Consider the following 21,498-nt stretch of genomic DNA (forward strand, 5'->3'; position numbering starts at 1 on the left):
GGAGTTTTTATGAGAGAATTAACTATTTTTATAGGCTCTGCTAAGTCTGCTTTAAGTCAAATAGAAAAATTAAAAGATGAAGTTTTAGAACTTTTTGCTTTGATTAAACAAGATGGTAAAGATGATATCTACTATAAATACAGCATAAAAGATGGGGAGTTTTTAAAATATAATTTTAAATCATTTGATGAATTAAGTGATGAAATTTCTTATATAAAAGGTCCTATTTTATTTATAGAAAGCATAAAAGATGATAACATTTCAATTGATACTTTTTTAAAACAAAATCAAAAAATATATATGCTTGAATACCTTGAACAACTTGAAAATAATAATGAAAGCTTAAGTAAAGAGGCTTTAAAAGAGATAGAAAAATCACTTAAAAAATATGAAGAAATGGCCGAGGTTATAGAAAAAGAAATTAAACATTTAAATTTATTTTTAAACTATAAAGAGTTTTTTGACGATAAAAAAGAAAACCTTATGTATGAAATCAAAAAAACAAACTTTAACTCACTAAAAGATAAAATAATGCTATTTTTTAAAGGGATAAAAGGCGGAAAAAATAAAAAAAATTATAAGGCATTAATCACAAATCAAGACTTAAAAAAAGAATGCTGTGATAATAAAGATGAAGTCAAAGAGTGTAATAGCGACAAAGATTTAAAAAAATAAATAAAAAACTTAAACCCATAAATTATTATTAAAATATGGGTTTATTCAGATAAAAATTTTAAGAAAATACTGAGAGATATCTCTCTCCTGTATCACATAAAATAGTAACGATAGTTTTGTCTTTATTTTCATCTCTTTTAGCTAGCAAATTTGCAGCAAAAACATTTGCTCCACTTGAAATTCCAACTAACAAACCCTCTTTTGTGGCTAAATTTTTAGTTGTATTAAAAGCATCTTCATCACTAATATCTAAAAACTCATCAATTACACTTTTATCTAAGTTTTTAGGCACAAAATTTGCACCAATTCCTTGAATTTTGTGACTTCCTGCCTCTTTTTTTGTAAGAAGTGGTGATGAGAGTGGCTCAACAGCTAGAACTTTAATATTAGGATTATAATTTTTTAAAGCTTTTCCTACGCCACTTACAGTTCCACCTGTTCCAAAACCAGCTACAAAAATATCAACTTTTCCATCAGTATCTTTTAAAATTTCCCTTGCGGTAGTAAGTTCGTGGATTTTTGGATTAGCTGGGTTGTCAAACTGGCTTGGAATAAATGAATTTGTAGTTTTGCTAGCTAAATTTTTACTTTCTTCAACAGCTCCTTTCATACCAAGAGATGGATCTGTTAAAACAAGCTTAGCTCCATATATTTTTAAAAGTTTTTGCCTTTCTATGCTCATAGAACTTGGCATAGTTAAAATAAGCTTAAGCCCATAGTAAGCACATATCATAGCAAGTCCAACGCCAGTATTTCCACTAGTTGGCTCTATAATAGTAGTATTTTTATCAATTTTGCCTTTTTTTATAGCATCATCTATCATAGAAAAGGCAGTTCTGTCTTTTATGCTATGACTTGGGTTTAAAAACTCCACTTTTGCTAAAATTTCAGCATTTTTTGAAAAACTATTAATTCTTACAAGTGGGGTATTTCCGATTAAATTTATAACGCTAGAAGCTACTTTCATATCTATCCTTTTTTTAAATAGTAGAATCTAAATTTTTTGAACTATCTTCTGTTGTTTTTATGATATTGCTTATGGGCAAGCTAAATACCTCTTTAAGTTTTTCATCGCCATTTTTAAAAAATTGTTGCAGTATCTCATCTTTAACATCTAAATTTGTCATCTTAAAATCTTTTTCTAATGTATGAAAAATATCGTAAAAACTTATCTTTTGGGCTGGTTTTCTTAAAAAATATCCACCGTTTTTACCTTTTTTACTAGAAATTATCTTTGCATTTCTTAAATCATTTAAAATTTGCTCTAAATATCCTTTTGAAACTCCTGTTTTATCGGAGATATCTTTTATAGAAATTGGTGTAAATTTACTAGCATTGGCTATTTCAGCAATAGCCATAAGCCCATAAACTCCTTTTGTTGTTAAAATTGGCATTATTCTAATCCCTTCTTTAAGTCATCTATTAAATCATCTGCATTTTCAAGACCTATACTAAGTCTAATAAGCCCATCTTTTATACCGGCTTTTTTAAGTTCATCTTTGCTTAGTTGGGAATGTGTCGTAGAAGCTGGGTGAGTTATGATTGATTTACTATCACCGATATTTACAACAACTGAGAAAAGCTTAACTTTATCTGAAATTTGCCTTGCTTTTTCATAGCTTTCAACCTCAAAAGCCAAAAGCCCGCTAGCCATACCATCTTTAAATTTTGATTTTATAATACTATTTGAGTTTGAGCTGCTAAGTCCTGGATAATTTACACTTTTTACCAAGGGGTGATTTTCCAAAAACTGAGCTATTTTTAAGGCGTTTTGTGAGTGTTTTGCAACTCTTAAATCCAATGTTTCAAGCCCTTGAATAAGCTGAAAAGCATTAAATGGTGATAGGGTAAAACCAAAATCTCTCATAAGTCCAAATCTAGCTCTTAAAGTAAATATATCAAAACTATCAACTAAATCAGCATAAACAAGCCCATGATAACTCTCATCAGGCTCGTTAAAATGTTGATATCTTGGATTATTTTTTAAAAAATTATTTAAATTTTTATTAGCTATTACAGCTCCGCCCAAACTCAAACCTTGACCGCTTATATATTTACTCGCACTATGGATTACAACACTAACTCCATCTTTTAAAGGGTTGTAAAGCGTAGGCGTTGCAACTGTATTATCAGCAATCGTTGCAATTTTAAATTTATTTGCGATTTTTACTATTTCATCAACTTTTGCAACTGAAATTTGAGGGTTTGACAGAGTTTCAAAAAGTATAGCTTTTGTATTATCATCTATCAAATTTTCCAAATTTTTAGGATTTTCAGGATCGAAAATCTTAGTTTTTATGCCAAATCTTTTAAGACTATAAGCAATCAAAGTTGTACTTCCGCCATAAACTTTATCTGAAAGTATAACATTGTCGCCATTTGCAGCTAAATTTGCAATTGACATAAAAGTTGCAGCTTGTCCACTTGAAGTAGCGATAGCATCACTTCCTTCTTCTAATGCACAAATTCTTTTTTCAAAAATTTCGGTTGTTGGATTTGTAAGTCTTGTATAAATAGGTCCAATATCTTTTAATGCAAATCTATCAGCCGCCATTTTGGCACTTCCGAAATCATAAGCTGTATTAAAATAAATAGGAACTGCCATAGTCCCATAGCCTAGTTTTGAGTCATATCCAAAGTGGGTCGCAATAGTATCTTTTTGCATAGTCATTCCTTGTTATTAAAAATGCTTCGAAATTATATTACAAAGTATATAAGAAGTCAATATTATTAATATATAAAAATCAATATTATTTAAAATATCTTTATAGTAAATAACTAAATATATTTGCAAAAATAACTAATTATTTATTGTAATAAATTTCAAATATTTCTGATAATAGCATAATTTTATATATTTAAAAAATAATAAAATTTAAGCCAAATTTAAACAAAAAAGTTATAAAATACCAGCTTTGAAAGTCTCATTAGCTCAGTTGGTAGAGCATCTGACTCTTAATCAGAGGGCCGCAGGTTCGAACCCCGCATGGGACACCAGCTTTGAGCAAATAGTTGCTTTTAACAATTTATGGCCCTTTCGTCTAGCGGTTAGGACATCGGCCTCTCACGCCGGCAACACGAGTTCGATTCTCGTAAGGGTCACCAAGTAGTAAATTCTCATGGTAATTTAACTCAAAAATTAACTCATTTTAACAACATAAAATCATAACAAAAAACCATTTTTGGTGGCTTTTTAAACGTATGGTTTAAGAAAACTTATAGTATGTTTTATCTTAAAATAACATTAAATTAGGTATTTTGATAATATGGCTGTGGCAAAAAACTGTGGCATTAGAATTTAAAAAGCACTACAAATGAGCAAATCTATAATTCAAATATGCAGTTTGAGAGTAAAAATCCAACTAAAAAAGTTTTACTTTTTTTCTGATTTATTTATAAGATGATGGTCGAAAAAAAGAAGTAGATGATTAAAAAAATTCACTATAAAATCCTACAAAATAAGGCTTTTCTCCAAAAAATTTCATTTTGTGCGAAATAAAAATATAAAAAATGATTTAAAAAAAGTAATCTATAAAGAGCCAAGAGTAGTAAGCAACCAATAATTATATTTCTTTAAAGATTTGCAGTTTTTAATCGTTGTATTAAATTTTGCCATTGTCTACCACAAAATATTCTCTTAAATTTACTTACTAGGATTTTTTTAACATACAAATATATCATGCAGTTATTAATACTGGTATATTTACAAATAGATCTTGTATAAACTTGCCATCTGACATATTATTACATGTCTATTATCTTTTTCATTACTCATGATAAAACAATAAATGTCTTTAAAGTAGTTTTTCTGCGTTTAATCTGTGCAGCCTAATTCTTGTTGTGCCTTAGATAGCTCTTAAAAGCAGTATTAATTCTTATATTTGACATTGTTTTCTCCTTGTTTTAAAACTCCAAAGGTATAAATTTAGTATCTATAAAGTCTAAATTTATACCTTTTTTAGCTAAAAAATACTTTTTAATTTTTTTGTAATCACTTATTTTTGGTAAAAAATCAATCATATCATCATCTTTTCCATAAATTATTAAGCCAGTATAAAATTTAAACGAATATTTTTTATTTAATATGAAATAAAAAGATGTATTTATAAAGTAGCTATATATTGGTATTGTCAAAATAAATAGTGCTACAAATGTCTTAAATATAAATAAAACTATCATTACTAAAATACCTCCATATATTATAATTTTAGATACACCTTTATTTATTTCAACAAGATGTGTATCCGTAGGTATGCACCATTTAATGTTTTTTATATTATTTACAAAAATCATTTTTTCCGTTTTACTATTTGCAATGTATTTTATTTGACTATTGGTTATGAATATACGAAAATTATTTTTATTGTTGACGATTCTTAAAAAACTGCATAATGTAATAGAAGTAAAAATAGCAATGTGATAAAAGTTATCTTTGTATAATAAAATTACAAAAATGGCAATTATAGACGATATCAAACAAAATATAAAAGTAAGTAAAGGTGAGTAATTTTTTACAATTAAAGGTTCTTTATCATAATCTCTTTTGTTTGATTTTGTTTTATTATTTGAAATTTGGGGATTATCTAAATTTGAATTATCCAAATTTAAATCTTTTTCTAAATTTTTATTAGAATTCTCTTTATTATTAGAGCTATTGCCTAAATTCACTCTATTCTTAGGTCTATTATTTCTCAGATATTCTCTAAGTTTTTCTCTTTTATCATCATCCAAATTTTAGCCTTTTGTTGTTTAATTTAATATTCTAAATCTTAAATACTATTTAAATTTTACTTAAATTAAATATTTTTTTAAAAAAATTGTTGTTTTTATAGTTAAATTTCAAGCTGTTTTTTGCAATGCTTTCTCTATTTATAATTTCTTACTTATTCTGAAACTGATTTGATATCTTTATCTAAATTTTTATCAAAAACTATTTGAATATATTCTTTTAGGTCTTTATAGTCTTTTTCGTTAAAAAAGAAAATAGAAAACCCTTTACGAATAATATTTCTATAACTTCTATTCCAACCTACATCTAAATAAAATTTATTATAATATTTAAAAAAATTTTTAATGTCTCCATTTGATTTTTTATATATAATCATCCTAATTAAAACATCATAAACAAATGGAAAAACCAATACAAATGGTGCAGTTATAGCAAATAAAACAACTTTAATTTCACCATCTAAGAAACCTAATATCATTAAAACAAACAAAATTGGTAAATATAAAAAATTATACATTTTCATTGTGTATAAAAAAGAGTTAAATTCTAATTTTTCAGTTTTTCTAAAAGAATATTTCTCTTTTAATTCATTGTTTTTATAAAATAGTGCCATTGAATTATACGACATCACAAATGCATTACTAAAAATTAGAATAAAAAATAAATCTATCAAAAAAAAAAAAAAAAAATATTGCACAAACTAACATTATTTTTAAAATTATGAATTTTTCATAACCATCTTCCAAACATGAAGCGTAATAATAAATTAAAACAAAAAATAAAAGCATATTTAAAAAAGAGTGTATTCTAATTGAAATAGTGTAATCTTTAAGAACCAAAGGCTTCTTGTCATAATCTCGTTTATTTGAATTTGTTTTATTGTTTGAAATTTGAGAATTGTTTAAATTTGAATTATACAAATTTAATTCTTTTTCCAAATTTTTCTTTTCTTTATTATTAGAGCTATTTCCTAAATTTACTCTATTTTCAGGTCTATTATTTCTCAAATACTCTCTAAATTTTTCTCTTTTATCATCACTCAAATTTTAGCCTTTGCTGTTTTTATAATTAAATTTCAAGCTGTTTTTCTAGTAACGCTTTCTCTATTTATAATTTATCCATTGTTTAAAATGTTTTTATCATCAAATAATTGATTTTTTTCTCTATATCAATGCCTAAAACTTCCAAAAAATAATTTCTCAAATTATCCTTATTCTTTTTTGAAAATATAGGTATATATACATTACCATATCTATTTTTTATAATTAAAAATCCAAGAGAAAAACAATTTTTAATTGATTTATTTCTAACAATAGATAGCAATATAAAAGGACAATAAATCAACATAATTATCCCACCAATTGTATGTGCCATATCTAAATCTATTAAAAATAAAAAATATAATACAATTAGCAAAATAGGAAATAATTTTGTTCTCTTATCAATAATGAAGTCTGTATCTTTTAATAAATTTGTATCTATAAAATCAACCTTGTTTAGAGCAATTTTTGAATTAAAAAATTTAAACTCTATATCATTTTTAGCTATATTTTTTTAACATACAAGGCTACAATAATTATAAAAATAATAGTAGTAATATATCCGAAATCACTACTATAAGTATCATGACTTACACTAATAATTCTAAAAGTTATAATTCCTTTATCAAAAAGTATTTTATTTAAAATCACATAAAAAATAGCAGGTATAAAACAATAAAATAAAATTTCTTTCCTAAAGTCTTTAATAACCAGAGGCTCTTTATCGTAGTCTCTTTTATTTATGAAATTTGATGAGTTGCTGTTTTTGTTACAATTTAAATCTTTGCTAGAGCTTTTAAAATTTTGACTTGTGTTGTTTTGTAAATTTGATTGATTGTTTAAATTATCTTTTGAGCTTGATAAATTATTTTTTAAATTTAAGTTCTCATCTGATTTTAGATTATCATCTATATTGTTTTTTAAATTTGAATTATATAAATTCTCATCTTTTTTAGAATTTAAATTTTTATCCAAATTTAAATCATTTTCTAAATTTTTATTAGAATTTTCTTTATTATTAGAGCTATTTCCCAAATTTGTTCTATTCTTAGGTCGATTATTTCTTAAATACTCTCTAAGTTTTTCTCTTTTATCATCACTCAAATTTTAACCTTTTGCTGTTTTAATAAAAACGATGTATTTTGCTTTTTTAAAACTTGAATTATTATTTAAATTTCGCTTAATCTATTTTTATTAGTATACCATCTTGAGTATAAGTATAGTATATGAAGTTATCCATATTAGTGTCTTTTGAGTTTATGGTAGTAATATTTAATTTATTAATGTTGCGCTTAAATACTTTAAAGTAGTAAGTCTTTCTTTATCCAATAAGCACCTAAGCTACTATCAATCCAAACTTTTAATTTATTATAAATTTACCTTTACTGCTTATTATGCCATCTTTATTATCATCAAATACTTTGTTTATACTTAAATATTTTAAATATAATAACTTATAGTGGCTAATAAATAGCCACTATAAAATTTAAGCTGTTTGCCAGCCGCTCATAACTATATTCATAAGCTCAGCATTGTTTTTAACATTATCATGAGTAAGAACTATCATATTGTCTTTAGCATAACTATTTAAATCTTGTATTACTTTTGAAATCTGATCTTTTGTTATAAACTCTCCAGTTGAAGAAAGCTCTATTTTTTCTATTGATCTTCTATCATCTAAGAAATGTCCAAAAGCAGATATTAAACCTTTGTTCTTTTCATCATATTTTATAGACAATACTCCAGCTATATTTAAAAATGTTATATCTTCTTTTTTAACATCTTTATCAAATAGTATAGTGTCATAACCACCATCTTTATTTGCTAAATTTGCAGCAGGCATATCACTTATAGTGTCCATACCATCGCCTTTTTTAAAGAAATAAGTATCATCTCCCATTCCACCTTTTAGGATATCGTTACCATTTCCACCATTTATAAAGTCATCTCCTAATCCACCATCAATACGGTCCCAGCCTTGACCACCAGATATATAGTCATTTCCTTTTCCACCAAATATAATATCTTGACCTGTTCCACCAACTAATACATCATCACCACTATATCCATATAATACATCATCTCCTCTACCGCCAAACAGTACATTATCCTCATTATCTCCTACCATTTTATCTCTATAAGCACCTGTTACTTCTTTCCATAAATCTTGCAATGTATGAGGAAGTTCTTCTGGGACTATCATACTATTTGAAAAATCAACCCCTTGAGATTCAAGTGAATTTATCACATTATTAAATATAGTAAGTGAACCATCAACTATATTTTGTGCTATGGTAGTATTTTGCATAAGAGAAGCAATTCCTGCTAAACTTGTGCTTGCAAGACCTATTGTTATACCAAGTGCAGGATTTGTTATAGCAACCGCGTTACCAGCTATTGCCAAAAAACCATTAAAAAGATTAATAATATCACCATCTTTAATCTTTTCATTTTTTTCCAAAGCTGTGTTCATAGAGGCTACTGCATCATCAACCCTTTTAATAGCATCATTTAAAGAACCGTTCCACTCTTTGGCTGTTTTTTGAAGATCTTTAAATATACCTTCTATAAGTCCAAAAATACCACTAAAAAGCTTAAAAGAATCATTTGCTATACCTATTCCTTCTTTAAGGCCACCTAGGTCAAAAGATTTAGCAGAATATGTCACAGCACTCATTGCATCAAGAGATCTTGTTGCTATCTTTTTATAGCTACCATTTATAACATTTACTGAATCGCTATAATTATTCTTCCCGTCTATGACAACGCCATCTTTTGCATAATAGTTTAAAACAATTTCTTTTGCATCCATTTTTTTCTCCTTATAAGAATGTAAAATCTTTTTAATTATAGCACTTTAATGTAACAATACAAAGCTTATTAGTAAATTTTATACAATTGTTTAAAAAAATATTATTTTAAATTTTGTTTATCATACAAATTCTTATAATATCCATTTAATTTAATAAGCTCTTCATGAGTACCTCTTTCTTTAATCTCACCTTTATCCATAACTATAATCTCATCACAATTTCTAACTGTACTTAGTCTATGAGCTATTATTATAAATGTTTTATTTTGTTTAATTTGAGATAAATTTTGAGTGATTATACTTTCACTTTCATAATCAAGTGCTGAAGTTGCCTCATCAAATATTAAAATTCTAGGGTTGTTTATTAAGGCTCTTGCTATTGCAATTCTTTGTTTTTGTCCACCACTTAGTGATGATCCTCTTTCTCCAACTGCTGTATCATAGCCTTTATCTAAAGTAGCTATAAACTCATTTGCTCCAGCAATTTGGCTAACTTTTATTATATCTTCCATACTAGCTCCAGGAGAAGCAAATGAGATATTATCTTTTATACTTCCACTAAATAAATAACTCTCTTGTAAAACCACTCCTATGTTTTGTCTAAGAATATAGGGATTTAAATGTCTTATATCTATACCATCAATGTAAATTGCACCTTCATCTTGCAAATAAAGCCTTTCAATTAACTTTGTGATTGTGCTTTTTCCACTTCCACTTCTTCCAACTATTCCTATGCTTTTATTTGGAGTTATGTGTAAGTTTATATTTTTTAAGACCAAATTTGAACTTGGTGTATATTTAAAACTGACATTGTCAAATTTTATATCACCTTGAATATTATTTAAAGTTATTGGTTTATTTGTGATTTGTTCTGTTGGGGTATTTAAAATATCGCCTAATCTATCTACGCTAAGTAAAGCTTGTTGAAACTCATTCCAAAGACTAACTAATCTCATAACTGGGGAGCTAAACTGTCCTGCAAACATCTGAAAAGCTATTAATTGTCCTACGCTTAAATTTCCTTATTTTTTGAGTTTTTCTTGGTTGAATTATTATTATTTGAACTTTTACTATTTGACTTATTATCATTTAAATTTTTACTATTTACACTTTTATTATTTGATTTATTATCTTTTTTAACAACTTTTAAAACAGTAAAATAAAGTCCATTTTTATCTTGTAAAACAAAAGGAGCTTCATATTTAGTTAAATTTTCTAAGCTTAATGTTTTTATTTTAGTTTTAAACTCACAAGTTTTAAGAATTCTTACAAACTCTTCAATACTTGGCTCATTTTTAGTAAGTGCAAATTTATTAATTATAGATTTTGGGTCAAAGGGAATTTGGTTAATTGCACAGATAAGTCCTAAAATAAATTAATTTGTATAATCTTTGATATAAAGCCTAATATTGTCTTTACCGAATTTCTTTGAACTAGTAATAAACTTTCTATCTTTTAAAATGTCTATTAGGTTTTTATTGTAATTGTTATTTTCTAAAACTGTTTGTGTTCCATCTAAATTCTTTATTTTTGAATATTTTTCAGGCAAATTTCCTATAAATTTTAAAAACTCTTCATCGCTTAATTTGCTGTTTTGCTCTATTATTAAATTTATTCTCAATACCAAATCATCTAAAAAATTAAAAATCTTTTCAATTTTATCAATTGGCCACTCATTTGCCATATCCATATATTTATAAACTAAACTAGCTATAATATCATTTGAAATCAAATTAAAATCTAATTTTCAATCAAATCCTCCTTTAACTTTTTTGGTAAAATGCTGTCGTTTATTTGAAGAATTTTAGTGATATCATCTGTTTGAAAATCAAGGCTATCAAATTTTTCTAGCAATTTATCTATATTTTTCTCAACCAAAGCAATATGTAAATTTTTGGTGTTTTTCTTAAGGTAATTAAAATAATCTTTTTCTAATGAGATTATTTTGTATCTAATAAGTAATGAAATTTTTTCTTCATCAAGCCTTGATAAATCTAAATCTGAATAACACCAACCAAGATTTTTAATTAAATACTCATAGGATTTAATATCTAAATCATTTGATCCGATAATAAACATTAATAAATCTTGCGTAAAAAATTCATGCTTTTCTTCATAATCTGGTCCACATCTTACTTTAGAAATTTCTTCTGCATTTTCTTTCAAATTTAGAAAATCTATCAAAAACTCATTTTTTGTATCTTTATCATTAAAATATTTAAATAAATTATCCCAACTAGTTTTGACTTTATCAAGTTTAAATAAATCTTCCCATAGTGTTTTATCAATACTATTGATATCTGATATTTTAGTCTCTTCTTTTTTAATGATCTTTATTTTTAAATTTATGTCAAGATTTTTATTATTTAATAAATTTATGATAGTCTCTTCCGATTCTTTGGTATTTGTCTCTATTTTTAAAAATACATTTTCAACATATTCATTAATATTATCCAAAATATAATGAATAAGCATTCCACTATCTTGAGTTAATTTATTGGAATTTATTGTTGTAAAATGAGCTTTTTCCAAATCTCTATCAACTTTACCTCGATAGGCACATCGATAAAAAATCATCTTATTTACCATATCTAAATTTAATTCGTAATGGTAATTTTTAAAAATAAATTCCACTATTTTATCATTCTTATTCAAATTAAGTTGTGAAAATTTTAGATTCATTTCTTCTATAAGTTTAATGACTTTTTCTATCTCATCTTCATTAAAAGAAGGCATACTGGTTAAATTATTTAAGCTATAACTATCATAATTTAAATTTTTAATATCTTCATAATTTGCATAACATATCATCCATTTAAAATAAACATTAAGATTATCAGGTTTTTTATCTGCAAGAAACGACCATATATTTTTATAATATTTAACAATATTTTTTATGAATTTATCTCTTTGACTGCAATTATCTAAACAATACAATATAAAATCTTGTGATATTTTACTTTCATCTGAGAGTTTATGAAAAACAGCTTCTATTTTTTTAAAATATTTATCTTCGTTTTTAAATAAAAAATTAATTAAATTTATATTTAAAATACTTTCCTTTTTAAACTCTTCTAAACGCAACCTATGCTCTACAATATCATTTAAATTTTCCAACTTATAATTAAAATCCAAAGCTTTGCCACTATTTTTTATATTTAGTAAAAAATCTCGCTCTTCTTTTGTAATACTAACACCAAAGAAATTTGATATGTAATTTTCATAATCTTCACCAATATATCCATAAGACAGTAAATATTTCATAAGTTTATCGTTTTCAAAATTAATATTTTCAAAAATATTAATATCTGAAAAATTTTCAAAAAGTTCTTTGATAGTCATACTCTTTAATTGTCCTTTTTTATCCTCTAATTTTTTAATATTTTTTAAAAAAGTATTTTTTCCATTACGGGCTTTATCAATAATGATTTCTTCTCTATCTTTATAACTACCCAAATCTTTTTCTAGGTCTTCAAATTTAATATCTGAATAATTGTGGTAATTACTAGTTGATATACCAACGGATTCAATGAGTAGCTTAAAATTTTTATCCTGTAGACTGTCTTCTATGTTAAAATAATCTATATAAGAATTTTTATTTTTAACATAAATTATTTTATTAAATGTTTGATTTGATTTTTCAATAATTTTTAAAATATGGCTCTGTTAAAATATTTTATTGATTTTATTAAAAAATTAAATTTTTATTTTATAATATTTTGCTTTGAAATTTTCATACTTTGCTCACTTATATCTATTCCGATAACATTACGATTATTTTTTAAACCTGCAATTAAAAAGGAGCCACTACCACAAAAACAATCCATTATAATAGAATTCTCATTAGACGATTGCTTTACAATAAGCTCTAACATTTCTAAATTTTTTTCAGTTGGGTATTTTGGATATTGTGGATCTTTAAAATTACCCCAAATATCTTGTATTTTTTTTCCTTTGTGATCTTTTGCATATTTTTTAATGCGAGGGTTGTTTGTTTTTGACCATTCTATTAAACCTGTTTTATCTAACATTTCTAATTCATCAGGAGAGCTTCTCCAGTGTCTTCCTTTTGGCGGTAATAAGCCACGCCATTTTTTTCCAGTGTTTCCATTTAGTGTTTCACCTGGTGCATGGCAAGGAACAGTAGTATATCTTTCGCCATTTTTGTCTATTTTAGGAAATTTTTTTAAAAGCTCTTCATCGCTAAGTTTTATAGATATGTCATTAAAAATTTGCATACATTTTTTTTTAGCATAGACATAAATTGTATCTTTTATATTTCCATATGCTTTTCTTTTAAAGTTTTTAGGATTTGATTTTATACGAGTAATTTCATTCAAAAAATTATCTTTTCCAAATATTTCATCTAATATAATTTTAATATAATGTCCCATTTTTATATCAATATGTAAATATAAAGTTCCTTTATCGCTTAATAATTTATGAATCAAAAAAAGTCTTTCTCTAATAAATTCTAGATAATCATCTAATTCAAAAATATCACTATATGCTAATTTATCTGTTTCTGAATTAGATATTGAAGATGTTCTAGAATTTGAATAAAAAAAATCCTGACCTGTATTAAAAGGGGGATCTATATAAACTAAATCTATTTTATTATTATATGTTTTTAATAAAATAGACATTGCTTGAAAATTATCTTGATATATAAGTTTAGTTTTTTGATCTGAATATATAACATTTAATTTATCTGATGAACATCTATTTATTTTTTCTAAAATTTCAATTTCAGTCTTTTTTATATCATAATTTAAAGATATAGACATTATAACGTAACCACAAAACTACTTAGCAATAATGCAGACATTATAAGTTCATTAGTTGAATTATTAACAAACTCAGACATATGATTTTTAGTCATTCTAGTGGCTGTATTTTGAATATATAATACACCATCTAATATTGCAATAGGAAAAATTTGATAATCGCAAGGCGTAAAAGAACCATCTAGTAAAATATTTTTAGCATCGTTTAGTTGTGCATTTTGATGACCACCAAAATCTGTAAGAAATTTAGCTTCTCCTATTGCTACATTTTCACCTCTTTTTGCAATAAAATCAATTCCTTTATTCCCTGTGTATCCAAAAATATCTTTTGCTAAATTTAACATAATATTATCATTGCCAATAAAAACCATTAGCGTATCTGTATTTAAAAAGACATCTATATTATCTGTTTTATCAAAATTAAAATTAGTAGAATTTACCCAATTTTTAAAATGTTGACCCATTTGTCTATTTGCTTCAATAGGTCTAGTAATCTCATTCAAAACATTTGTAAGCCCCATATTTACAATTATATTTTCAATTCTACATACAGTATTTGGATTGCGATCAATTGCACTTCTATCTCGTCTAAGATATGCAACATAAGAATCTTTAATAGGAAAAATATCTAAATTTAATAATAATCTTAATAAATTACCTCGTTCAAAATTTGGCGGACTTGTAAGCATGGATGATAATTCATTAATAGTTTCTTGATCTAAATTTCTTCTTATATTAGATATTACAGGATAAACAGAATATAATCTGTCTAAATAATCATAATTATTTGCAAGCTCTAAGCTGTTTTGTGTCCATAGTGTCATTGTTTCCCTTTCTAAGCCACATCTGGCAATGGTATATTTGGTCTATTAGCGATGTTAATAGATTTACTTATACAATCATTCTCTTGTATAAAATCAAATAGAATTATCTCTTTGTCATTTTTATTGTCTTTTGCAAAATTTACAAAATTATGATAAACAAGATAGTTATTAAGATATTTAGTTGAAACACCTTTAAAATTATAAGTTATCATTGCTTTCAATCTACTATGATAACTATTTATAGTTTGAATATTAAATGTTCCAGCTTTATATTTGTTTCTTGGTATTCTAATATGACTTAACTCCATATCTTTTGCAAGTTTTAAATAAGCTCTAAAACTATCAGTTACAAACATACTATCTTTTATAATTTTACCATTTAAAACCTTTTCTAAATCTTTTAATTTAGGTTTGCCAAGATTTGATACTTTTGCAATAGATAAACAATTTAAATTTATTCCACAACTTACACAGACCTGCTCTCTACTTAATCCACGCTTAGTAGCAGGTGTTCCTCTTTTCTTTGCTAAGCGTGGCAATTTAAAATTTTTATGATTACCTTTAAAAGATAGCGGTATAAAAGTTTCATCAGCTTCAACTATTCCATTTAATTCAACTTCACTCATCATAATTTGCAAAGCATCTAAAATTTTATGTCTCCAAGCAAATGCAGTAGGTAGTGAAATATTACAAATCTTAGCTGTTTTTCTAAGTGAATATTTTTCTATCATACAATGAATATATAATTTCCAGGTTTTTATATCTTTTTTAACACTAAAAAATATCGTATTATTTGTAGTAGTAAATGTTTTATTACAATCTCTACATAAAAATCTTTGAGTATTGCTACTTTTTCCATTTTTAACAAATTTAGTAGATTTACAATGAGGACAATATTTAATCTCTTTTTTGATAGATACTTTGTTAGAAGTTTCTTTATTTTTTATCTCTTTTATGAATGATTTTTTATCATCATTTGAAAGAGAGTTAAAAAGCTGTAAAATTATATCTAACTCTGTTGTCTTATTTTTCATCGCAAACCTCCTTACTATCGTTATTTTATATAGGAAATTATAATATAAATTAGCTTAAAAATCAATAAAATATTTTAACAGAGCCTAAAATATATAATCTTCTTAAGTCTTTTATGTCATTAAGGTTTTCATTTTCAATTTTTTTAATGTCTTCTTTGATTTTTAATATTTCCTCATTAAGTTTATTAATATGTGTTTCTAAGTATTTTGCTTTTTCTTCATAAAAAATGTTATAAACCAAACCTTTTGATTTATGTAAGTTTTCAAAATCATTAGGTTCAAAATTTTTATATATTATCATTGCCAATAGTTTAGTTTTATAAAGTTTTTCATCAAGTTTTTTGTCAAGTTTTTTGCTATAAATTAAACATTCATTATATACATTTTTTACCAATCTCATATCGTAAATAAAAAGGGATATATCATAAATAAATTTCTTTTCAATTGAATCATGAAAATATTTGAAAAACATATCTTTGGAATTTGTTGCATTTATATAAGGGATAATAGGAATTATAAAATCAAAAAATTTAGTTCGCTCATTTGCATTTTTAAACATTTCATCTTTTATGGCATAAATAAAAACTATTTTTTTATTTACTTGTTCAGAATTATTTATAAAACTATTTAGCTCTCTTAATTTTGTAAAGATTTCTAAATTATTAAATCTATCCAAATCTTGAAATACAACTGCATCATAATTTGTTCTTTCAAAAAAGTATAGTATTTCATCTAAATATCTATTTAACAAAGAAGCACTTTCATTGTTTGCAACTAATTCTAAATTTTGTAAATTTAATTTTTCTATATTCATATTGCTAAGTGAAATTAATATTTTTTTGATAATAAAAAATAATCCAACAAGTAAAACAACTACTGATATTTTTATAGTAATATTTTCATTATGGATTTTTAATAAAAATTCACAAGCTCGTAAAATATGCTCTATTGTTTTTTGATTAAAAACAATAAGATAAGCCAAAATAAACACTACAATACAAATAGCTTTTAACCAAAGCCATTGTAATCTATTAATTTTTTTAAGTCGTGATTGTGGAATAGTTTTATTTTTTACTTTATAAAAAATTTGTTCTAAAATACTTTTTTCAATCAATGATAAATCTACTTCTTGATTATTTTCTTTTGCATCTCTAGATGTAAATGTTGCAAGAGATATATCTAAAAATTTGTACTGGATATTATTTTTTTCAAATGTTTTTATGAAACTACTCTTTCCTGAGCCATAAATACCAGAAATTGCAATATTTTTTACATTATTGTTATCAAATGCATTTTTTAGTGCTTGACTATATTCTTCAATATCTTCTGCCTCGTCATTTGGAATTAAAAATTGATATTTTGCTTCATTTAACATATATTTATTAGATAATTTTAAATAAATTTTATTAATTGTCCGAATTAAGTAAAGTAATATTGCTGTAAATATTTTTAATATTTTTTGTTTCATAATTTTATTTCCAATACAAGTAAAACACCCATAAAATCATATATCTTTAAACAATTCATATTAGAATCACGATCTTTCTGCTTAATAAATTATGCATTATACACTTTTTGAAGCTTTTACTTAGTTATTTTTTTGTTTTCATAAGTATAGACTGTTTTATTATAATATTTAAAAATTTAAGTTATTTTTTTAAACAATGATATTTAAAAGAATTTTGGGCATATAAGCTCAATCAGTCTTGATACTTTTAAAATAACACTAGACATATTTGATATTTTAAGTTAAGAATAAATTAGACTTAATACAACTTACTATTATAAGTTTTAATAAAGCTTGATATAAATCCTTATTGTCTTTTTATATTATGTCTAAACTCACACTCTTTTAAATAAAGTATAAAATTGTCTCTTTTTATGTCTTTTAATTTACTTAATCTATGTTTAGAGCATAACCATAAAAGTTTTTAATTTCATTTATACGGCTTTTAACCATTTGCAAATTCATTTTTAGAATGTTTTCTAAGCATCTTAGTAAATTATACTAATGTTTAAGTCACTTAAAATTCCCTAAAATATGAAGTAAAATGTAGGTGTTTTATTATCTGCTTCTTTATCTCTTATTCTTTTAGTTGCAAGTTAACTTTCATCTATTTGTATTTTACCATTAAATTTAGATATTTTTTTACATGCATTCATCATTTAAATTTTTATTTATTTTAGAATTTTATTTATTGCATTTCTTAAAATATTGCAAACTCAAGCTATTTTTACCGCCTCTATATCTAAGCAAAAATACTTTAAAATTTCTCTAAATTTCTTCTCTAAAAAATTATATATTTATTTTTTATCTTTTAAATAATATTTTTAAGCTCATTTATTAGAGCTTAAGTTGTCTTTAGCCTATTTTTATTATTAGTTTAATAGTATTTAATTAATTTTTAACACGTTAAATACTATAAGATAAATAGTTATTTATTAATATGAAAATTTCTAAATACATTATAAAAATAAAACTAATAGATAAAAATAATATTTAATATATGGTAAGATTAGTCCATTTTTATTTTAAATATTATTGCCATGGATAAAACTTTTTAAATAGAAATTTAGTTATTTTATTATCCCCCCTCACCAACTTTTACACTCATTAATCCCACTCATTATATTTGCTTTATTTATAAAATATCCTGCTTTTAGTAGATGTTCTTTATAACTCATCTCTTTTTTAAGTAAAACAACATATGAGTTTAATACCTCTATTTTTGAACTTTCTTTTGCTTTATTTAAAGCTTCTTGCATATTATATGAGTTTTTTGAAATTTCTTTTAACTCTTTTAGTATTTTATTAAAACTATCTTCTTTACTTAAAAATAGTTCTAAATCAGCTATATCTTTTTCATACTTTAATCTTGCTTCTTCTTTTCTAAGTAAAATCTTTTCTTTATTTATCTCTTTATCTTTTATTCTAGCTTTTTTCTTTCCACCATCAAATAAACTTAAATAAAGTGATAATCCAACTCTATATCCATGTCTTTTTAAATCTTTTGTAGAATCAAAATAATCATCTCTGTCATTTCCGTATAAATCATACTTTGCATATAAAGAAATAGTTGGATAGTAAGATCTTTGTTCAGACTTTAACTCATACTCATTTGTTTTTAACTCATAATCAAATTCTTTTGCTATAAAAGTATCTTCAAATTTAATAAATCTAAACTCTTTATTAAAAACATTGAAATCTTCTAATTTAGAGATATCATCTATTTTAGATCCAACTATTTGATTAATTGTATTTAGTGAATTATTTGCATTTAATCTAATACTAGATAATTCATAATCTGTATCTGCTAAAATAATTGCACTTTCTCCAAGAGCTAATTTATCAATCTCTCCAACACTAGATAATCTTTTTTGATAAGTATAAAGCTTTTGATAAATAAGCTTTAATATCTCATAATATCTTATTTGATTTTTATATCTTAAAGCTTCATAGTAATTATCTAATAATTTTAATGAAACCTCATAGTTACTCATACACCTTTTATATTTACTTGCATAAATATTTTCTTTTGCTGCTTTTACTTTAAAACTATCTTTTTTAAAAGTATATAAATCATAATTTATCACAAATGAGACAGAGTTAGAATAAGATGTGTTTGAGACAAGATTATCTTTACCAACATATAAAGAGCTATATCCATCATTAAATCTTTTTGAATACTCACTATTTGCACTTATTCCAATTTCAGGGTAATAACTAGCTTTTGAGTAATCATACTCATTAATAGCACTCATAATATCTTGCTTGGCTAAATTTAAAGTAGGAGAGTTAATTAAAGTATAGTTTAATAGCTCATTAAAGCTATAACTACTTTTAAATTTGTTTGATGAGCTATATTTATTGTCATCTATAAATTTATCAAATTTTGTATTGTTGATAAATTTATTATTTAAGATAAATGAGTTTTTGTAATTAAGATTATTGATTGTAGTATTTATATCAGTTTTATTTAAAATGTTTTTATTGTTTGATATTTCTTTATTTACATATAAATTATCAATTCCCAAATAGCTATTAAATAACTTATCTTTTTTTATTTCTTCTTTGCTAAAGACAAATACAGCAAATAAAAAAATACACATCAATAAACGCATTACAAACCTTTTTAAAAATAAAGAATTTATTTTATATAAGTTCATATTAAATATAGATAAAAAATAAATTATATTATTAAAATAAAAGATATTTATTTGGGTTTAATATTTAAAAGAGAATTATAGGTTAAATAAGGGGGGAGTAAATTGCAGATAAAATTATTAATTTAAAGATGATTCTCTGATAATTTTAAGTAAACAAAAAACATATAATTGAAAACTATTATAAATATAACTAAAATATCATTCAAATTTAAGAAATAAAGTTATATAATTTCTTCATTACATTAAAAGGCTAAATTTGAAAAATAAATTTTTAAATTCATTTATAATTATAACTTTAATTTTAGTTGCTTTTATAGTTTATAATAAATTTAAACTCTCTGGAAATTCTCATTTTACAGTCACAGCTGATACAGTTATAAAACCAGGTTCTGAAATTTCAAAGTATGTTACGCAAGAAGAAGTTGATAGTTTTAGTTTTAGATATTCCGATATTCACTGTGATGAAGAGACAAACTCCACTCTTATACCTTTAAGAAAAGCTTTAATGGATAAAGATACAAATAAAGTATTGAATTTCATAAAAGACAATAATCTCTCAGCAGATGTAACAATGCTTGATAAAAGAACTCCTTTAATGTATTCAAGTTTTTATAATGATACAAATACTACAAAAGAGTTAATTAAACTTGGAGCTGATGTTCATAAAAAAGACAGATATGAACTAAATGCTCTAGCTTATGCTATAAGCATAAACTCAGCCAACACTGTAAAAATACTGCTTGATAATAATTTAACCGTAGAAGAAACTCCTGTGGTACAAATGTATGGCAGTAAAACCAACTTTTACAGGCAGCTTGATAAAATCATAATAAACGGTGATGATATTGAAATGATATATAGCAAGGAGTTAACTTTGTTTAAATGTGGTGAGGGAAGATATGGTGATGGTTTGGATCCGTTTTTATATGTGGTTAGATCTAATCTATATGATACCGCAAAAGTTATATTAGAAAGCGGATATATTCCTACAAAATGCAAATCAAATTCAAATAAATATGGAGCTGATTGCTATGATAATATATCAAAATATGAAAACTACGAACCTATGCTAAATCTTCTACTTGAACACAATGTCTCAGGACAACCTTCAAAAGAACTTATGAAAAAGGTGTATGATGAGTGTTATAATGATTATAATATATTTTTAGCTACAAAAAATAAATTTTTAAAAGGTGATTTAAACTTAATATTGGAAGAAAAAATTAGTTTAAACGGAACGTTAAAAACTTATGAAAAATATTGCAATAAACCTAATTCCAATTTTTTGAATACAAAGTCATATATAAGCTGGAAAAATAATTATAATAAAAATTATGAGCTTTATGGATTTTTAATGGCAAATAAAGATGATAAAAGCAAGGTGATTTATCTTGATAAAAATCAAAATAAATCTGGTAATTAAAAAAGTA

At 24.4% G+C, this 21,498-nt stretch carries 19 protein-coding genes, 2 tRNA genes and 1 pseudogene; 4 read left to right on the forward strand and 18 right to left on the reverse strand.

What is annotated here, in order from left to right; translation table 11 throughout:
• Window positions 1-9 precede the first annotated feature (9 nt).
• Window positions 10-675, forward strand: a complete 666-nt coding sequence (locus tag CURT_RS06285; protein ID WP_018713654.1) for a hypothetical protein — start codon at window positions 10-12, stop codon at window positions 673-675.
• 58 nt (window positions 676-733) lie between these two features.
• Here CURT_RS06285 and cysK read toward each other — a convergent pair whose 3' ends face one another.
• From cysK to CURT_RS06300, 3 genes are read right to left on the reverse strand one after another with little or no spacing between them, the layout of a single operon-like run.
• Window positions 734-1,642 (reverse strand): cysteine synthase A, encoded by a 909-nt coding sequence (gene cysK / locus CURT_RS06290; protein ID WP_018713653.1) that lies wholly within the window; start codon window positions 1,640-1,642, stop codon window positions 734-736.
• 13 nt (window positions 1,643-1,655) lie between these two features.
• The gene (locus tag CURT_RS06295) at window positions 1,656-2,069 is read right to left on the reverse strand and encodes an RrF2 family transcriptional regulator (RefSeq protein ID WP_018713652.1); all 414 of its coding nucleotides are present in this window, start codon (window positions 2,067-2,069) and stop codon (window positions 1,656-1,658) included.
• Complete coding sequence (locus CURT_RS06300) at window positions 2,069-3,340, reverse strand: O-acetylhomoserine aminocarboxypropyltransferase/cysteine synthase family protein (protein WP_018713651.1); 1,272 nt, start codon at window positions 3,338-3,340, stop codon at window positions 2,069-2,071. The genes CURT_RS06295 and CURT_RS06300 overlap by 1 nt, the downstream gene beginning before the upstream one ends.
• Window positions 3,341-3,596: 256 nt before the next feature.
• Between CURT_RS06300 and CURT_RS06305 the strand changes: the two genes are divergently transcribed.
• Window positions 3,597-3,672: transfer RNA gene (locus tag CURT_RS06305), tRNA-Lys, on the forward strand.
• Window positions 3,673-3,705: 33 nt separating this feature from the next.
• A tRNA-Glu gene (locus tag CURT_RS06310) sits at window positions 3,706-3,780 on the forward strand.
• Between the two features lie 798 nt (window positions 3,781-4,578).
• On the opposite strand, the gene CURT_RS09485 is transcribed toward CURT_RS06310, so the two are convergent.
• The 15 genes and pseudogenes from CURT_RS09485 to CURT_RS06385 form a co-directional block, all read right to left on the reverse strand.
• A complete protein-coding gene (locus CURT_RS09485) occupies window positions 4,579-5,406 on the reverse strand; it encodes a hypothetical protein (RefSeq protein ID WP_018713650.1) in 828 nt (275 codons plus the stop codon).
• 152 nt (window positions 5,407-5,558) lie between these two features.
• Window positions 5,559-6,017 (reverse strand): hypothetical protein, encoded by a 459-nt coding sequence (locus CURT_RS06320; RefSeq protein WP_217907048.1) that lies wholly within the window; start codon window positions 6,015-6,017, stop codon window positions 5,559-5,561.
• 28 nt (window positions 6,018-6,045) lie between these two features.
• A complete protein-coding gene (locus CURT_RS06325; RefSeq protein ID WP_176324084.1) occupies window positions 6,046-6,447 on the reverse strand; it encodes a hypothetical protein in 402 nt (133 codons plus the stop codon).
• 501 nt (window positions 6,448-6,948) lie between these two features.
• The gene (locus tag CURT_RS06330; RefSeq protein WP_018713646.1) at window positions 6,949-7,548 is read right to left on the reverse strand and encodes a hypothetical protein; all 600 of its coding nucleotides are present in this window, start codon (window positions 7,546-7,548) and stop codon (window positions 6,949-6,951) included.
• A gap of 382 nt (window positions 7,549-7,930) precedes the next feature.
• On the reverse strand, window positions 7,931-9,256 hold the full coding sequence (locus CURT_RS09320) for a calcium-binding protein (RefSeq protein ID WP_018713645.1): 1,326 nt from the start codon (window positions 9,254-9,256) through the stop codon (window positions 7,931-7,933).
• A gap of 101 nt (window positions 9,257-9,357) precedes the next feature.
• Window positions 9,358-10,242 carry a peptidase domain-containing ABC transporter gene (locus tag CURT_RS06340; protein ID WP_081617957.1) on the reverse strand — a complete coding sequence of 295 codons (885 nt, stop codon included), beginning with the start codon at window positions 10,240-10,242 and terminating at the stop codon, window positions 9,358-9,360.
• Window positions 10,243-10,268: 26 nt separating this feature from the next.
• Window positions 10,269-10,628, reverse strand: a complete 360-nt coding sequence (locus CURT_RS09620) for a cysteine peptidase family C39 domain-containing protein (RefSeq protein ID WP_115651889.1) — start codon at window positions 10,626-10,628, stop codon at window positions 10,269-10,271.
• Window positions 10,629-10,631: 3 nt separating this feature from the next.
• Window positions 10,632-10,988 carry a hypothetical protein gene (locus CURT_RS06350; RefSeq protein ID WP_018713964.1) on the reverse strand — a complete coding sequence of 119 codons (357 nt, stop codon included), beginning with the start codon at window positions 10,986-10,988 and terminating at the stop codon, window positions 10,632-10,634.
• Window positions 10,989-10,996: 8 nt separating this feature from the next.
• A complete protein-coding gene (locus CURT_RS06355) occupies window positions 10,997-12,712 on the reverse strand; it encodes a hypothetical protein (RefSeq protein ID WP_018713963.1) in 1,716 nt (571 codons plus the stop codon).
• A 248-nt stretch (window positions 12,713-12,960) separates the two neighbouring features.
• Window positions 12,961-14,043, reverse strand: a complete 1,083-nt coding sequence (locus tag CURT_RS06360) for a site-specific DNA-methyltransferase (RefSeq protein ID WP_115651837.1) — start codon at window positions 14,041-14,043, stop codon at window positions 12,961-12,963.
• On the reverse strand, window positions 14,043-14,867 hold the full coding sequence (locus tag CURT_RS06365; RefSeq protein WP_018713960.1) for a hypothetical protein: 825 nt from the start codon (window positions 14,865-14,867) through the stop codon (window positions 14,043-14,045). Before CURT_RS06365 ends, CURT_RS06360 begins: the two co-directional genes overlap by 1 nt.
• A gap of 11 nt (window positions 14,868-14,878) precedes the next feature.
• On the reverse strand, window positions 14,879-15,901 hold the full coding sequence (locus CURT_RS06370; RefSeq protein ID WP_018713961.1) for an IS1595 family transposase: 1,023 nt from the start codon (window positions 15,899-15,901) through the stop codon (window positions 14,879-14,881).
• A 61-nt stretch (window positions 15,902-15,962) separates the two neighbouring features.
• Window positions 15,963-17,276, reverse strand: a complete 1,314-nt coding sequence (locus CURT_RS06375; RefSeq protein ID WP_143297694.1) for a YobI family P-loop NTPase — start codon at window positions 17,274-17,276, stop codon at window positions 15,963-15,965.
• 369 nt (window positions 17,277-17,645) lie between these two features.
• Window positions 17,646-18,205 (reverse strand): annotated as a pseudogene (locus CURT_RS06380) (IS1595 family transposase).
• Window positions 18,206-18,496: 291 nt separating this feature from the next.
• On the reverse strand, window positions 18,497-20,011 hold the full coding sequence (locus CURT_RS06385; RefSeq protein WP_172539781.1) for a TolC family protein: 1,515 nt from the start codon (window positions 20,009-20,011) through the stop codon (window positions 18,497-18,499).
• Window positions 20,012-20,324: 313 nt separating this feature from the next.
• Here CURT_RS06385 and CURT_RS06390 point away from each other — a divergent pair, with 313 nt between their 5' ends.
• Window positions 20,325-21,491, forward strand: a complete 1,167-nt coding sequence (locus CURT_RS06390) for an ankyrin repeat domain-containing protein (protein WP_115651846.1) — start codon at window positions 20,325-20,327, stop codon at window positions 21,489-21,491.
• Window positions 21,492-21,498 lie beyond the last annotated feature (7 nt).

The sequence above is a fragment of the Campylobacter ureolyticus genome (genome assembly GCF_013372225.1).
In the GTDB taxonomy this organism is placed as follows: domain Bacteria; phylum Campylobacterota; class Campylobacteria; order Campylobacterales; family Campylobacteraceae; genus Campylobacter_B; species Campylobacter_B ureolyticus.